The sequence below is a fragment of the Brevundimonas sp. AC546 genome (assembly GCF_979258305.1).
Window position 1 is genome coordinate 88,645 of the sequence record NZ_OZ409849.1, and the last position, 14,238, is coordinate 102,882.

16 protein-coding genes are annotated in these 14,238 nt (G+C 66.2%); 5 read left to right on the plus strand and 11 right to left on the minus strand.

All coding sequences use genetic code 11. The features are described 5' to 3' along the window. Position 1: 1 nt before the first annotated feature. The 6 genes from ACZZZD_RS00455 to ACZZZD_RS00480 form a co-directional block, all read right to left on the minus strand. Positions 2–979, minus strand: a complete 978-nt coding sequence (locus ACZZZD_RS00455) for a glycerophosphodiester phosphodiesterase (protein ID WP_463431610.1) — start codon at positions 977–979, stop codon at positions 2–4. Positions 980–1,221: 242 nt separating this feature from the next. Beyond that, positions 1,222–2,025 (minus strand): inositol monophosphatase family protein, encoded by an 804-nt coding sequence (locus ACZZZD_RS00460; protein ID WP_463431612.1) that lies wholly within the window; start codon positions 2,023–2,025, stop codon positions 1,222–1,224. Between the two features lie 103 nt (positions 2,026–2,128). Continuing rightward, positions 2,129–2,695: an elongation factor P gene (gene efp / locus ACZZZD_RS00465; RefSeq protein WP_159845246.1), complete on the minus strand. Its 567-nt coding sequence runs from the start codon at positions 2,693–2,695 to the stop codon at positions 2,129–2,131. Positions 2,696–2,793: 98 nt separating this feature from the next. Next, the gene (locus tag ACZZZD_RS00470; RefSeq protein WP_463431615.1) at positions 2,794–3,354 is read right to left on the minus strand and encodes a tryptophan-rich sensory protein; all 561 of its coding nucleotides are present in this window, start codon (positions 3,352–3,354) and stop codon (positions 2,794–2,796) included. Positions 3,355–3,423: 69 nt separating this feature from the next. Beyond that, positions 3,424–3,924, minus strand: a complete 501-nt coding sequence (gene bfr / locus ACZZZD_RS00475; protein ID WP_135195181.1) for a bacterioferritin — start codon at positions 3,922–3,924, stop codon at positions 3,424–3,426. Positions 3,925–4,068: 144 nt separating this feature from the next. Further along, the gene (locus tag ACZZZD_RS00480; protein ID WP_135195182.1) at positions 4,069–4,254 is read right to left on the minus strand and encodes a (2Fe-2S)-binding protein; all 186 of its coding nucleotides are present in this window, start codon (positions 4,252–4,254) and stop codon (positions 4,069–4,071) included. 130 nt (positions 4,255–4,384) lie between these two features. Here ACZZZD_RS00480 and thiE point away from each other — a divergent pair, with 130 nt between their 5' ends. The 3 genes from thiE (at position 4,385) to ACZZZD_RS00495 (ending at position 7,699) form a co-directional block, all read left to right on the plus strand. Continuing rightward, positions 4,385–5,038, plus strand: coding sequence for a thiamine phosphate synthase (thiE, locus tag ACZZZD_RS00485; RefSeq protein WP_463431618.1), 654 nt, complete (start codon positions 4,385–4,387; stop codon positions 5,036–5,038). 62 nt (positions 5,039–5,100) lie between these two features. Beyond that, positions 5,101–6,780 (plus strand): sensor histidine kinase, encoded by a 1,680-nt coding sequence (locus tag ACZZZD_RS00490; RefSeq protein WP_463431620.1) that lies wholly within the window; start codon positions 5,101–5,103, stop codon positions 6,778–6,780. 502 nt (positions 6,781–7,282) lie between these two features. Further along, positions 7,283–7,699, plus strand: a complete 417-nt coding sequence (locus ACZZZD_RS00495; protein ID WP_463431622.1) for a hypothetical protein — start codon at positions 7,283–7,285, stop codon at positions 7,697–7,699. Positions 7,700–7,702: 3 nt separating this feature from the next. Here the strand turns inward: ACZZZD_RS00495 and ACZZZD_RS00500 are convergent, their stop codons facing one another. The 3 genes from ACZZZD_RS00500 to ACZZZD_RS00510 form a co-directional block, all read right to left on the minus strand. Then, positions 7,703–8,044: a VOC family protein gene (locus ACZZZD_RS00500; RefSeq protein WP_463431624.1), complete on the minus strand. Its 342-nt coding sequence runs from the start codon at positions 8,042–8,044 to the stop codon at positions 7,703–7,705. Between the two features lie 249 nt (positions 8,045–8,293). Further along, a complete protein-coding gene (aroC, locus tag ACZZZD_RS00505; protein WP_463431626.1) occupies positions 8,294–9,379 on the minus strand; it encodes a chorismate synthase in 1,086 nt (361 codons plus the stop codon). An 8-nt stretch (positions 9,380–9,387) separates the two neighbouring features. Continuing rightward, positions 9,388–10,122: a DnaJ C-terminal domain-containing protein gene (locus ACZZZD_RS00510; protein WP_463431628.1), complete on the minus strand. Its 735-nt coding sequence runs from the start codon at positions 10,120–10,122 to the stop codon at positions 9,388–9,390. 110 nt (positions 10,123–10,232) lie between these two features. Here ACZZZD_RS00510 and pdxH point away from each other — a divergent pair, with 110 nt between their 5' ends. Continuing rightward, on the plus strand, positions 10,233–10,907 hold the full coding sequence (gene pdxH / locus ACZZZD_RS00515) for a pyridoxamine 5'-phosphate oxidase (RefSeq protein WP_463431630.1): 675 nt from the start codon (positions 10,233–10,235) through the stop codon (positions 10,905–10,907). 7 nt (positions 10,908–10,914) lie between these two features. Here the strand turns inward: pdxH and queA are convergent, their stop codons facing one another. Beyond that, positions 10,915–12,000 (minus strand): tRNA preQ1(34) S-adenosylmethionine ribosyltransferase-isomerase QueA, encoded by a 1,086-nt coding sequence (gene queA / locus ACZZZD_RS00520; protein ID WP_463431632.1) that lies wholly within the window; start codon positions 11,998–12,000, stop codon positions 10,915–10,917. A gap of 347 nt (positions 12,001–12,347) precedes the next feature. Continuing rightward, a complete protein-coding gene (locus ACZZZD_RS00525; protein ID WP_463436038.1) occupies positions 12,348–13,853 on the minus strand; it encodes a D-amino acid dehydrogenase in 1,506 nt (501 codons plus the stop codon). On the opposite strand from ACZZZD_RS00525, the gene ACZZZD_RS00530 reads away from it, so the two are divergent. Further along, on the plus strand, positions 13,769–14,218 hold the full coding sequence (locus ACZZZD_RS00530; RefSeq protein ID WP_372693378.1) for an Lrp/AsnC family transcriptional regulator: 450 nt from the start codon (positions 13,769–13,771) through the stop codon (positions 14,216–14,218). The genes ACZZZD_RS00525 and ACZZZD_RS00530 overlap by 85 nt on opposite strands. Positions 14,219–14,238: the final 20 nt, after the last annotated feature.

Here is a 14,238-nt window from a genome sequence, read left to right on the forward strand (position 1 = left end):
GCTAGAAGCCTGCGCGCGCCAGCGCCGGGAAGTCGCTGAAGATGGCGTCCACCCCCGCCTCTGCGAAGGCGGCGGCATAGCCTGCCATGTCGCCGTGCTCCGCAAAGCCTTCGCCCCGCCGCCGCTCGGCCGGCAGGAAGGCGTTCTCGGCTCGCAGGGTCCAGATCACGACCTTCAACCCCGCCGCGTGGGCGTCGCCGACCAGGGCGCTGGGCGCAGTCGTTCTGCCCTCCGCGTCGCGCGGCAGGACCAGGGTCATCTCCGGCGCGACCCAGGCGGCATAGGCGGCCATGGCCTTCAGCCCCTCGGGCGTGATCATCTGGGCATAGGTCATGTCCGGTCGGTCCGCCGGTCCGCCAGCGTCAGCGACCAACTGGGCCAAGGGCGCGTCGATGCGCTGGGCCAGCCGCTCCAGCGGCCCGATCTCGAAACACTGGATGATGACTGGGGCGTCGGCGCCCGTCAGGCCCAGCCTCTCCAGTTCGGCGACGAAGGCGTCCTCCATCGGCAGGCCGATCCCGGAGAAATAGGTCGGATGCTTCAGCTCCGGCGCCACGGCGATGGCGCGTCCCGTGCGGGCCGAGGCCGCGCGGGCGATGGCGACCACCTCGTCGAAGGTCAGGATCGGTTCTTGCCCGTCGAAGGCTGCGCTGCCGGGTCGAAACGCCGGCAACCGCTCCTTGGCGCGCAGCGTCTTCAGTTCGGCCAAGGTGAAGTCTTCGGTGAACCAGCCGGTGGTCTCGACCCCGTCGATGGTCTTGGTCGTCTTGCGGTCTGCAAACTCGGGCCGTTCGGCGACGTCGGTCGTGCCGCCGATCTCGTTCTCGTGCCGATCCACGAAGACGCCGTCCCTGGTCAGCACCAGATCCGGCTCGATCACGTTGGCGCCTTGCTCGACCGCCAGCTCATAGGCCGCGCGCGTATGCTCCGGCCGTTCGCCGGACGCGCCGCGGTGGGCGATGATCAGGGGCTGGGCCAAGGCGGGGTTCCGACGAGGAGGGCGAGGGCGGTGACGATGGCGCGGATCATGCCCGATGGGTAGGGCAGGGCGACGACAGGGATGTGAATGTCTCCTCCCCACGCAGTGGGGAGGGGGGCCGCGAAGCGGTGGAGGGGCTCTTGAAGCCCCACAGGTGCTGGGATACCGCGCCAACCCCTCCGTCACGGCGCCAAGATGCGCCGCGCCACCTCCCCGCAAAGCGGGGAGGAGACAGAGCCGCTTTAGCCCTGCAGCACCTTGCGCAGCTGTGGATGCAGTTCGCTGTTGCTCGCCAGAATGGACACGCCCGTCTTGGGATCGCCGTCGTTCTCGATGGTCGTGACCTTGCCGCCGGCCTCGGTGACGAACAGGATGCCCGCCGCCACGTCCCAAGGCCTCAGGTTACGCTCGTAGAAGGCGTCATAGCGACCGGCCGCGACCCAGGCGAAGTCCAGGGCGGCCGAGCCCAGACGGCGCATGCCGGCGACGCGCTGGCCCACGGCGTGGATGTCCTTGATGGCCTGGGCGTGGCCCGACTTGCCGATGAAGGGCAGGCCGGTGGCGACCAGGCTTTCCGACAGGTCGCGACGACCGGCGACGCGGATGCGGTGATCGTTCAGATAGCAGCCCTTGCCCTTCTCGGCCCAGAACAGCTCGTTCATGACGGGGTTGTAGGTCACGCCGGCGACGATCTCGGACGAGCCGTCCGGCGCGCGGCGCTCCAGCCCGACCGTGATGGCGAAATGGGGCATGGCGTGCATGAAGTTGGTGGTGCCGTCGATCGGGTCGACGATCCAGGTGTGGGACTTGTCGGTCCCCTCCATCATGCCGCGTTCCTCGCCCAGGAAGCCGTAGCCCGGACGGGCCTTCATCAGCAGTTCGTAGAGGGTGTCCTCGGCCTTCAGGTCGGCGGCCGTGACGAAGTCGCCGGGTCCCTTGCGCGACACCTGAAGCTGGGAGACTTCGCCGAAGTCGCGCAGCATGGGGCGGGCGGTCTTGCGCACCGCGTCGAGCATGACTTGGAGCAGGGCGGAAGCGAGGGCCATCGGCGGATCTCCTGGTCCGCATATCCTGAAAAGGCGCTGGTTGGCCCGGAGATGCGGAGAAGTTCAAGAAAGGGACGGCCCCGAATGAGGCCGGTCGTCGTTATCAGTCCGCGCGGCGGACGTATTCGCCGGTCTCGGTATCGACGACGATACGCTCGCCGGCCGACATATAGGGCGGGATCATAATGCGGACGCCGTTTGACGCCAGCGCCGGCTTGTAGGACGACGAGGCCGTCTGGCCCTTGACCGTCGGCTCGGTCTCGGCGACTTCCAGCACCACCTGGTCCGGCAGCGACAGGCCGATCGGACGCTCTTCGTGCATCTCGATGACGACCTTCATGCCTTCTTGCAGATAGGGGATGCGGTCGTCGCCGACCCAAGTCTTCTGCAGTTCGATCTGCTCGTAGGTGCCGTCGTCCATGAAGACCAGGCTGTCGCCGTTGTCGAATAGATAGGAGAAGTCCTTCTGTTCCAGCGTCACGCGCTCGACCTTGTCTTCCGACCGGAAGCGTTCGTTCAGCTTGTTGCCGGTTTCGAGGTTCTTGGCCTCGACGTTGGCGAAGGCGCCGCCCTTGCCGGGCTTGACGTGGCTGGCTTTCGTGACGACCCACAGGCCGTTGTTCACTTGCAGAACCATGCCGGGCTTGATGGTGTTGCCGTTGATCTTCATGGGGTCACATCGGGAATAGGGTTGCGCTCTCGCGCCGTTCGGGGCGAGGCGAATAGGGCGCGATCCCTAGAGTAAGCCCCGAGAAAGGGCAAGGCGGCCTAATGCAGCGTGCGCTCGCGCGACGCGTCGTCCGCCTTGCGATGCAGGAAGTTGCCGAACCGCACGCCGGAACCTGTAGGCGACGCCATCTTGCCGGCGCCCTCGTTCAGCTTGCGTGCCTCGTGCGCGAAGGCGGCGGCCAGACCGGCGGACGACATGGCGGCGATCACCTGACGCGCCATCGAAGCCGGGCGCAGGCCCAGCCAGACCGCGTTCACGGTCTGCGCCGCGACCCACAGGCCCATGGCGGTGGTGCGCTCGCGTTGCGGCGGGGCGTTCCACACTCGTACTGCCGACAGGGTGGTGGCCGAAAAGACGGCTGGCAGGATCAGGCTGAACGCGCCCTTGGGCTTTTCGGTGATCGGCAGATCCTTGTTGCGAACCTGTTTCAGATTGCGCCTGGGCTTCATGGCCCCCGAGGCGATCCCGTGCGCCAATAGAGCGAAGCCCACGGTCAGGGCGATCCCGGCGACGACATGCCCTGCGCTACGGCCCTCGCTGTTCAGCAGATCCTTGGCGGCGTCGCGCACGTCGTCGATGGCGTCGTCGATATCGGTCATGGTCCGCTCCAGCTTGGCCCTGAAAGGCTAATGACCGGAGCGGACCAGAGTTCCGTCAGAGGTCTGAGCTTAGTTGCCGGTCGCGGCGCTGTCGGTGACGATCTCTTTCATGGCCGATTGCAGATAGTTCTGCGCGCCCATCAGTTCGATCAGCTTGTGCTGGTTCTCGAGGAAGTCGATGTGCTCCTCGGTGTCGGCCAGGATTTTCATCAGCAGGTCGCGGCTGACGTAGTCGCGGGTTTCCTCGCACTGGGTCACGGCGGCGGCGGTCGTGGCGCGGCTGTCCAGCTCCAGCTGCAGATCGGCGCCCAGGCATTCGATCGGATCCTCGCCGACCTTCAGCTTGTGCAGGTCCTGCAGGTTCGGCAGGCCGTCAAGGAAGAGGATCCGTTTGATCAGCATGTCGGCGTGCTTCATCTCGCCGATCGATTCTTCGTAGATCACGTTGCCAAGGTGCGACAGGCCCCAGCTTTCGAACATGCGCGCATGCAGGAAATACTGGTTCACTGCGGTCAGTTCGTTGGTGAGCACTGCGTTCAGCGTGCGCAGGATTGCGGGGTCGCCCTTCATGGCCATGGTCCTTGGTCTCGCCACGGCGCGTTCGCCGTCTGTCGAGCGAGGCAATACCACAGTAAAACCCGCATTGTTTATTTGCGAGTTTTTATCACTACATTGATAGTGCGAGTGATTTTCGAGCGCGTTACGCGCCGAGGACTATTCGGCTGCGAGTGCGAACGCTTCGCGGCTGTCCTGGATCATCTGGCGCATCTCGCAGACGCATTTGGCGCACTGGGCCTGGCACTGGTTGCGCGCGAAGATATCGCGCGGACGGCAGGCCCCGGCCTCGATGGCTTGGGCGACATCACGCTGGCGAAGACCGTTACAGTTACAGACGTACACGGGGCGCTACACGTTCCATCGACTGAGAATGGTTCGCTATAGCACGGGTTAAGGCGATTGCAAGTCGTTCGCATAGGGTGATGCCGGTTTGGGCCGTTGACGGATCGTCGCGGGGGAGGGAAGGACGGGAATGGCCAGAACACCGAACGTCCCCGTCCGCCCGCCTTGCCGGCTGTATCTGATCACGCCGCCTGCGATCGCGGACCTGAACGCCTTCGCCGACACGCTGGATCAGGCCTTGGCCGCCGGCGATGTCGCGGCCCTGCAGATCCGGCTGAAGCCTGCGGACGACGCCACGATCCGCGCGGCGGTCGAGCTGCTGGCCCCCATCGCTCGTCGCTACGATGTGGCCATTCTGCTGAACGACCGACCGGACCTCGCGTGCGAAACAGGGTGTGACGGCGTTCATATCGGCCAGGAGGACGGCTCCTTGGCCGAAGCGCGCCGAATTCTGGGGCCGGACGCCATGATCGGCGTTACCTGCCATGACGATCGCGACCTGGCCTGGGAGGCGGCCGAGGGCGGCGCCGACTATGTCGCCTTCGGCGCCTTCTATCCGACCGACACAAAGCAAACCGTCCACCGTCCGCCGCTGGACATCCTGACGGTCTGGCAGGAGACGGTCGAGACGCCCTGTGTCGCCATTGGCGGCGTCACTGTCGACAACGCTGCCGAGTTGGCCCGTGTGGGTGCGGACTTCGTCGCCGTCAGCAACGGCGTCTGGGGTTACAGCGATGGTGCAGCCGAAGCGGTCAAGTTGTTCAATCAACGGTTGAATTTTTGACTTCAGGGGATATTAGGAACCCCGTGATCTTATAGCGGTCTGTATTCGGTCGGAACGTTTCCATGATCCTGAGCCGCGCGCTCAACATCGACCCGCCCGCTTCGTCTGCGGAGGCGGTCGAGCTTGGCCATCGCTCCGGCGAGGTCGGCGACAGCGTGGGGATTTCGCACCCGCTGACGCCTGTTCTGACTGGCGTGGCTGTTGCAGTCCTCGTCGCGCTGGCGATCGCTTACGGACGGTCTGCCGGACTGGTCGCCGGTCTCTGGGGCGCAAGCGGGGTTGCAGTCGCCGTATGGCTGCGCACCAGCCGTGGCTTCAACAGCGACGCGACGTTCGCAGGCGTTCTGGCCATCAGCATCCTGATCGGCGAGATCATCGCCGGCAACAAGCCACCGCTGGCGCTGGCCTTCACCATCGTCAACATGATTGAGATCGTGGCTGCTGTTCTGCTGGCGCGGCGATTTTCGCCGACGCTGAACCTGTCCAGCCTGAACGGCGCTGCAAGCTTCCTGTTCTTCGCCGCCGTATTAGCGCCCGTCCCAGCGGCTCTGGCCAGCACCCTGATCCTGTCGCAGATGGGGCAACTCGACATCTGGCAAGGATTTCAGACCTGGTGGCTGGGTCATGCGCTTGGCATCGCGCTGTTGGGAACCCTAGGACTGTCGCTTACCCGCACCATGTTCACGCGACTGCTTCGACCCAGAAAGATGATCGAGACGGGCGTCTTGCTGGCGCTTGTCCCGGTCTTCTATTACGTCGCCTTCGCTGGAAATATCCCAATGGGATTTGTCCTGCTGCCCTTGGTGCTCGGCATCGCGGTGCGGTTGGGCGTGGCCGGAATAGCCCTCACGCTCGTCATCATCACCTTCCTCCTGGTGGGCGGAGCGATGATTGGCCACGGTCCCTACACCCAAGGCTCCTTGGCCAATCAAGTGTTGATGGCCCAGTTGCTGGTGCTGATCGGCTATATGCCGATCCTGCTGGTGGCGTCCCTTCTCGAAGAGCGGGACTTGTTGGCGGAGCGGGCGCGTATCGGGCGCGAGCGGGCGGAAAAGGCGTCTGAGGCGAAATCCAGACTGCTGGCCAACGTCGCCCATGAGATCAAAAGTCCCGTCGCCGGCATCATCGGCATCGGCGACTTGTGGCGACAGGGCCAACTCGGGCCGATCACGCCTCAGCAGGCCGAAATGTCTGAAATGCTGGTCATGACCGCGCGTCAGGTCGAAACCCTGGCGCACGATCTGCTGGACGTCGCCCGCGCCGAATCCGGCTCAGTCAAAGTCGATCTGCGCCCGACGGATGTCGTTGGGCTGCTGGAGGATGTGCGCCGCACCTGTCTGTTGCGGCCGGATGCCGACAAGGTCGAAATAGAGGTAACGCGCGAAGGCGATGGGCTGATCGCCATCGCCGACTCCCAGCGCCTGGCGCAGGTGGTGACCAATCTGACGATCAACGCTCTTAAATACGGCAGTTCGGGTGGTCGGATCAGTCTGCGAGCCATGCGCGAAGATGACAGCGTGCGCGTCGAGGTCAGTGACTTCGGCCCCGGTCTGTCGGTCCAGAAGCAGGCGCAGCTTTTCGAACCCTTCAATCGTCTGGGCTTGGAACGGTCGACGGTGGAGGGCCATGGCGTGGGTTTGGCCATAGCCAAGCGGTTGGTGGAACTGCAAGGCGGCTCCATCGGCGTGATTTCCGCACCGGGCGAGGGCGCCACCTTCTGGGTCTTGTTGCCCAAGGCGTGAAGCCGCGCTTGCGGTCGGGGCGTGGCCGCGCGATTGTCCGACCATGTCCATGATCGCTCTCGCCGCCGTCTTTCTGATCTCAGGACAGGCGACCACGCCATCTCAGCGACCGACGTCCGACCTGACGCGGGACCTGAACAGCGCCCCGCCGTCGGCCGTGCCGCCTGCCTCATCGACCGCGCATTCGACGTCAACTCAAGCTCCGGCTGGCACGGCCCCGCAAACCTTGCCTCCCATTGGTCAAACCCCAGCTGCGGCGCCTCGCCCCGCGCCGACGTCGACTCCAACGCCTAGCCGCGCGACGACGCAGACCCTGCCTCCCATTGGTCAAACCCCGGCTGCGACCCCTCGCCCGGCGCCGCTGACTTCCACGACGACCAGACCGACACAAACTCCCAGCCGAGGGGCCGCGCCTCCCGGTGCCTCGCAAGGTCCCGCGGCCTCGACAACGAATCCGCGTTCAGCGCAAACCACGACGCCGCCGACTGCTGCGCCTCAAGCTGTGACGGCTGCGCCCGCCGACACGCAAACACCGCCCCCCGTATCGCCTACGCAGAGCGCGCTCGACGCCGCCGCCATCGCCGCCCTGCCGTTCAGGATTGAGTTGCCCACCGGCCTGGCCATCACGCCTGCGCGAGCAGGCGCCGACGCCAACATCTATCGGGTCCAGCGCGGCGACCAGACCCTGCTGATGATCTACGCCGGCCCCTCGTCGCAGTTTCCGATCTATGACGGCGAGATGGTGCGCGCCGGCGGCCGCGCCTCGGTGGTGGTGACGGAGGGCGCGCGACGCCTGGCCATGGAACATCTGTTCCAGCGCGCGACCGCCCCCAAGGAAATCCACGTGTGGATCGCCAGCGTCACCGGCGCCGACCGGGATCTGGCCGAACGGATCGGCCAGGCCATCGACGCTCGCTAGGCCTCAGCCCTCGGACCAGACCGCCATTTCGGTCCCGGCTGGATCGGCGAAGTGGAACCGACGACCGCCGGGGAAGGCGTAGATCGGCTTCAGGATACGCCCGCCGGCCGCCTCGACCTTGGCCAGCATGGCTTCCAGGTCATTGGCGTACAGGACGGGCAGGGGCGTCCTGGTCCGCTCGGCCTGGTCGGCGTCGAACCCGCCGTCTAGCCCCTGATCGAAGGCCGCATAGGTCGGGCCGTAATCCACGAAGGTCCAGCCGAACGCCTGGCTGTAGAATTCCTTGGTCGCCGGCAGGTCTGCGGCAGGCAGTTCGAGATAGTCCAGTTTTCCGTCTTCACGCACGGTTGATCTCCTGAGTTCGACGCCACCGACCGATCCCTCTTGCACGACGCCCGAACATGCGCAAACCTGCAAACGGTTCGCAGTTGCAGGAGTCGAGCGATGATCGTGATGACGACGGGATTGTCGGGCCTCGTCGCCCTGATGCGGCAGGAAGATCGGGCGGTCGAGGCTCGGCTACGGCCTGAATCCGGCCGGACGCCCAGTCCTCAATCCATCGCCCCCATCGCGCGCCGAAACACGCGATAGGTCTCAACCGACCTGGGCGCGGTGCCTCAGAAAGGCGTCGGCCAGGACGCAGGCGGCCATGGCTTCCACGACCGGCACGGCGCGCAGGGCGACGCAGGGGTCATGGCGCCCCTTGGTGCGCAGGTCCGTCTCCTCGCCGTCGCGCGTAACGGTCTGGCGTAAGGTCAGGATCGAGGAGGTCGGCTTGAACGCCACCCGCGCCGTCACCGGCTGACCCGTCGAAATCCCGCCCAGCACGCCGCCCGCCTTGTTCGACAGGAAGACCGGCTGCTTGTTCAGGTCCAGCCGCATTTCGTCGGCGTTCTCTTCGCCCGTCAGTTCGGCCGCGTCGAAGCCGGCGCCGATCTCGACCCCCTTGGCGGCGTTGATCGACATCAGGGCCGCCGCCAGTTCGGAATCCAGCTTGCCATAGATCGGCGCGCCCCAGCCGGCCGGAACGCCTGTGACCTCCAGAGCGACCACGGCGCCCACCGACGACCCGGCCTTGCGAACGCCGTCCAGATAGGCCTCCCACGCAGGCACGACCTCGGCCGAGGCGGCGAACAGCGGATTGCCGGATACGGCGTCGAAATCGACCTGATCGGGTGCGATCCGGTGGGGCCCGATCTGCACCACGCCTGCACGAATCCTGACGCCTTCGCCCAGCACCTTGCGCGCCACGGCGCCAGCCGCGACGCGGCTGGCGGTCTCGCGCGCCGAGGACCGTCCGCCGCCCCGGTGGTCGCGCACCCCGTATTTGGCCTGATAGGCATAGTCGGCATGGCCCGGTCGATAGGCGCGGGCGATCTCGCCATAGTCCTTGGACCGCTGGTCCTCGTTTTCGATCATGATCGAGATCGGCGTGCCGGTAGTGACCGGGCCCTCGCCGTCGTCGAAGACGCCCGACAGGATGCGCGCCGTGTCGCTTTCCTTGCGTTGGGTCACGAAGCGGCTGCCGCCCGGTTTGCGCTGATCCAGCCACGGCTGGATGTCCGCCTCGGTCAGCGGGATCATCGGCGGGCATCCGTCCACGACACAGCCGATGGCCGGCCCGTGGCTCTCGCCCCAGGTGGTCACGCGAAACAGATGGCCGAAGGTATTGTGCGACATGCGGTGACTTATGCCGCCAGACGCTCTTGCGTCCAGACCCGCGTGAACCGCAGCAGCAGGTCTTCCGCCGCCGAGGGCACGTCCGACGACGGCGTCAGCGTCACGAACAGATGCCCGGCCTCGCGCGATCCGCGCGCCGGCAGGCCCAGGCCTTTCAAACGAACGCGCACAGGCGCGGCCATGTCCGCCGTGATCCAGGCCGAGCGCGCGCCCGCGTGGGTCTCGATCTCGACCCGGCCGCCATCGGCCATCAGGCGCTGTTCCGTGGGCCAGGTCATGAAGATGTCGTCGCCGACGACCGACAAGCCGTCCTCGGGCCGGATCAGGACCGACAGATAAAGGTCGCCGCCATCTACCGCGCCGCGCCGCAGCCGCAAATGATCGCCGCTTCGCAGGCCCGCCGGCGCCGTGACCCGCACCACTCGCGCGCCCAGCCGCAGTTCGACGCGCGCGCCGGCGATGGCCTGCATCGGGCTAAGCACCAGAACCGGCGCAGGCGCGGGGCGCTGTTTGGGAGCGGACAGAGCCGGACGGGCGGGTTGATGCGCCTGGATCAGGCGATAGGCGGCGATCACGCGGCGGAACCGCTCGGCGTCGCCTCCGGTCTGGTCGGGGCGCGCCGCCTTCACCGCCGCGCGGAAGGCGGTCTTCAGCGCAGCGGCGTCGACATCGCCGCTGAGACCCAGCGTCGAAAGGGCCTCGCGGACGCCGGAAACATCGGAGGGGTGACGATACGCGCTCATGCCGTCACCGTTCGCCCATCAGGGTCAATGGGCGGTTAACCGTGATGCGGAACGGGTCGGTTTTGACCTCGATCATTTCCAGAACGCCTCACAGGGATTAGATCACCCACATGACCGCATCCGTGATCCCCCCCAGCCCGTCGCGTGAGGAATACGCCCGCGACTATGCCGCCGCCCTGGCCGCCAATGGCGACGAAACCATCTTCGCGCGCGCCGAACCCATCGGACTTTTCGTCGAATGGCTGGCCGACGCGCGGGCGCATGAGCCGAACGACGCCAACGCCATGACCCTGTCCACCGTCGATGCGGACGGTCTGCCGGATGCGCGGATCGTGCTGTTGAAAGACGTCGATGCGCGCGGCTTCACCTTCTATTCCAACAGCGAGAGCGCCAAGGGCGTTGAACTGGCGGCCTGCGCCGCCGCCGCCCTGACCTTCCACTGGAAGTCGCTGCGGCGTCAGGTGCGGGTGCGCGGCGCGGTCGAGCCGGTGTCGGCGGCAGAGGCCGACGCCTATTTCGCCAGCCGCGCCCGCGAAAGCCGGATCGGCGCCTGGGCCTCGGACCAGTCTCGGTCCCTTTCGGATCGCACGGTGCTGGAAGAGGCCGTGGGCCGCGAAACCGCGCGGTTCGACGGCCAGGACGTGCCGCGTCCCGCGCATTGGACCGGCTGGCGGGTGGCGCCGCAGTCGGTCGAATTCTGGCGCGACCGGCCGTTCCGCCTGCACGACCGGCTGCGGTTCGAGCGTGACGGCGAGGCCTGGCGATCCGGCCGCCTGTGGCCCTGACCCGCGATCAGTCGCGGAACAGCAGCGACCCGTCGCCGTAAGAATAGAAGCGATAGCCGTCGGCGATGGCGTGGGCGTAGGCTGCCTTCATCGTCGCGCTGCCCGCAAAGGCGCTGACCAGCATGAACAGCGTCGACTTCGGCAGGTGGAAGTTGGTCATCAGCACATCGACTGCCCGGAACCGATAGCCCGGCGTGATGAAGATGGCCGTGTCGCCGTGGAAGGGCTTGATCTCGCCGTCCTCGGCCGTCGCGCTTTCCAGCAGACGCAAGCTGGTGGTGCCCACGCAGACGATGCGGCCGCCGTTCGCATGAACCGCGTTCAACGCGGCGGCGGTCTCAGGTGAAACCTCGCCCCATTCGCTGTGCATCTTGTGATCGGCCAGGTCGTCGGCCTTGACCGGCAGGAAGGTGCCGGCGCCGACGTGAAGGGTCACGGCGTGGGTCGATACGCCCTTGGCCCGGATGGCGTCGAGCAGGGCCGGGGTGAAATGCAGGCCGGCGGTGGGGGCCGCGACCGACCCGTCATGCTCGGCGAAGACCGTCTGATAGTCCGCACGGTCGCGGTCGTCCTCGGGCCTTTTGGCGGCGATATAGGGCGGCAGGGGCATGACCCCCACGTCGCGAATGGCGTCGTCCAGCGCCGGGCCGGACAGGTCGAACGTCAGGGTGATCAGACCGTCGTCGCCCTTCGCCGTGACGGTGGCGTCCAGACGGCCCAGGTCGCAGGCGGCGTCGCTCTCGTTTCCGAAGCGAACCCGGTCGCCCGGTTTGATGCGCTTGCCCGGCTTCATGAGGGCTGACCAGACATCGGGAGCGTCGCGGTGATGCAGCGTCGCCTCGACCTCCACCGTCAGGGTTTCACCCTCGGCGCCTATGCGCTGGCGTACTCCCGACAGACGAGCGGGGATGACGCGCGTGTCGTTGAACACCAGGGCGTCGCCGGGGCGCAGAAAGTCGGGCAGGTCGCGGATGACCCGATCCTCCAGCGCGCCGCCTTTCACCACCAGCAGCCGTGCGGAATCGCGCGGATCGGCCGGGCGCAACGCAATCCGGTCTTCGGGCAGGTCGAAATCGAAATCGGCGGTCTTCATCGCGCGCTCTATAGGGCGCTCCGACGCGCCGCGCCACGCCAGGACGCGTCGCCAGCGCATTTCCGTCGCACCGGTCCTTGATTTCCAAAGGGATTTGTCGCCCGAACGGCTTTTACCCTAGCGCGCCCTATCCGCGTGTTAGGATGGCTGCCGGTCTTTGACAGCGTAAGTTCAGGCAACACACACCGCGACTGCCCGCCTGCGTCTCACGGCGACCACACCGGGAGATTAGACGAATTAGACACTCTAGACGGTGAATTCTCGTCAGCGCCTCAGGGCGCCGACGCCGAGAGAACAGACGGATTAGACACTTTAGACCGTAAAAATTGCCAGCCAGCGTCTGATGTTCAGTTGTATCCCGGTGCAAACGCCCCGGCCCAGGCGCCGTAGCGGTTCAGGGACAGGTCGTGGGCGTCGATCTCGGGCGACCGGCCGTCGATCATGTCGGCCAGCACGCGGGCCGAGCCGCACGACATAGTCCAACCCAAGGTGCCGTGGCCGGTGTTCAAGTAGAGGCCTGGGATTTTCGTCGCGCCGATGACGGGCGTACCGTCGGGCGTCATCGGACGCAGGCCGGACCAGTAGCTGGCGCCTGCCAGGTCGCCGCCGCCGGGGAACAGGCTGCCGACAGAATGGGCCAATGTCTCGCGGCGCAGGGCGGGCAGGGTGTTGTTGTAGCCGGACAGCTCCGCCATGCCGCCGACGCGGATGCGGTCGCCCAGGCGGGTGATCGCCACCTTGTAGCTTTCGTCCATCACGGTGGAGACCGGCGCGCGACCTTCGTCCAGGATCCGGGCCGTGATCGAATAGCCCTTCACCGGATAGACCGGCACATCCAGGCCCAGGGGCTTGGCCATCATCGGCGAATAGGAACCCAGCGCCAGGACGACCAGATCGGCGGTCATCGCGCCCTTGCTGGTCAGGGTGCCGGTCGCGCGTCCGTCCGTGGTCGTTATGGCGTGGATTTCGGTCTCGTGATGGAAGACCACGCCTCGGTCCGCCGCCAGCTTCGCCAGGGCGTTGGTGAACAGGAAGCAGTCGCCGGTCTCGTCATGCGGCAGGCGCAGCCCCCCGACGAAATCGACATCGGAGGCGGCGAGACCCGGCTCGGCGGCGATGCAGCCAGCGCGGTCCAGAACCTCGCACGGGACACCGGCGGCCTTCAGCACGTCCACGTCCTTGTGCACGTCGGCCAGCTGTTTTTGGGTGCGGAACAGCTGAAGCGTGCCCTGTTGGCGGCCCTCATAGGCGATGCCGGTCTCGCGGCGCAGCAGGTCGATCTGGTCGCGGCTGTATTCGGCCAGACGCACCATGCGGCTTTTGTTCAGCGCATAGCGGTCGTGAGTGCAGTTGCGCAGCATGGCGAGCGTCCAGCGCACCATGGCCATGTCCAGACGAGGGCGAACGATCAGCGGGGCATGGCGCATCAGAAGCCATTTCATCGCCTTGACCGGGATCGACGGCGCGGCCCAAGGCGCGGAATAACCGGGGGAAATCTGAGCGGCGTTGGCGAAGCTGGTTTCCAGCGCCGGACCCGCCTGGCGATCCACCACCGTCACCTCATGGCCTGCCTGATTGAGATACCAGGCGGTGGTGACGCCGATGACGCCGGCTCCGAGCACCAGAACGCGCATATGAAGACCCCGAGCAAATCGCTTGTTCGCGCGTAAGTTACCCTCGCGTCGTTCGATGATCCTGTCTGTTTGCGCAATAGTCTGCGGCTGGTAAGGTCGAGACGCAATTATCTGCGGTCGAAAGGCGTAAACTTGTGACCCTGCTGGATCCCATCGATCAGCGCATTCTTCAGCGACTTCGCGCCGATGGTCGTGTGAGCAATGCAGACTTGGCCGCAGAGATCGGTCTGTCGCCGTCGGCCTGCCTGCGTCGGGTCCGGCGGCTTGAAGAACGCGGCGTGATCCGGGGCTATGCCGCCGTTCTCGCCAACGACGCCGACGACGGGGTAGTGGCCTATGTCGAGATCACGCTGGAGAAACAGACCGACGACCATATGCGCCGGTTCGAGGCGGCGGTGCGCAACCATCCCGAAATCCGCGATTGCTATCTGATGGCGGGCGAGGCGGATTATATCGTGCGGGCCGTGGCGCCCGATATCGCGGCCTATGAGGTGATCCACAAGGACGTGCTGTCGCGCCTGCCGGGGGTGTCGCGCATCCACTCCAGCCTGGCGATCCGAAACGTTCTGGCGGCGCGTGGCTGAACCCTCGTCGTCTTGCGGTG

What these genes read in the sequence shown, in the direction of transcription:
- ACZZZD_RS00460 (WP_463431612.1), bottom strand. Translation starts at nt 2,025, where the DNA reads ATGGCCCTCGCTTCCGCCCTGCTCCAAGTCATGCTCGACGCGGTGCGC.
- efp (WP_159845246.1), bottom strand. Translation starts at nt 2,695, where the DNA reads ATGAAGATCAACGGCAACACCATCAAGCCCGGCATGGTTCTGCAAGTG.
- ACZZZD_RS00470 (WP_463431615.1), bottom strand. Translation starts at nt 3,354, where the DNA reads ATGACCGATATCGACGACGCCATCGACGACGTGCGCGACGCCGCCAAG.
- bfr (WP_135195181.1), bottom strand. Translation starts at nt 3,924, where the DNA reads ATGAAGGGCGACCCCGCAATCCTGCGCACGCTGAACGCAGTGCTCACC.
- thiE (WP_463431618.1), top strand. Translation starts at nt 4,385, where the DNA reads ATGGCCAGAACACCGAACGTCCCCGTCCGCCCGCCTTGCCGGCTGTAT.
- ACZZZD_RS00490 (WP_463431620.1), top strand. Translation starts at nt 5,101, where the DNA reads ATGATCCTGAGCCGCGCGCTCAACATCGACCCGCCCGCTTCGTCTGCG.
- aroC (WP_463431626.1), bottom strand. Translation starts at nt 9,379, where the DNA reads ATGTCGCACAATACCTTCGGCCATCTGTTTCGCGTGACCACCTGGGGC.
- ACZZZD_RS00510 (WP_463431628.1), bottom strand. Translation starts at nt 10,122, where the DNA reads ATGAGCGCGTATCGTCACCCCTCCGATGTTTCCGGCGTCCGCGAGGCC.
- pdxH (WP_463431630.1), top strand. Translation starts at nt 10,233, where the DNA reads ATGACCGCATCCGTGATCCCCCCCAGCCCGTCGCGTGAGGAATACGCC.
- queA (WP_463431632.1), bottom strand. Translation starts at nt 12,000, where the DNA reads ATGAAGACCGCCGATTTCGATTTCGACCTGCCCGAAGACCGGATTGCG.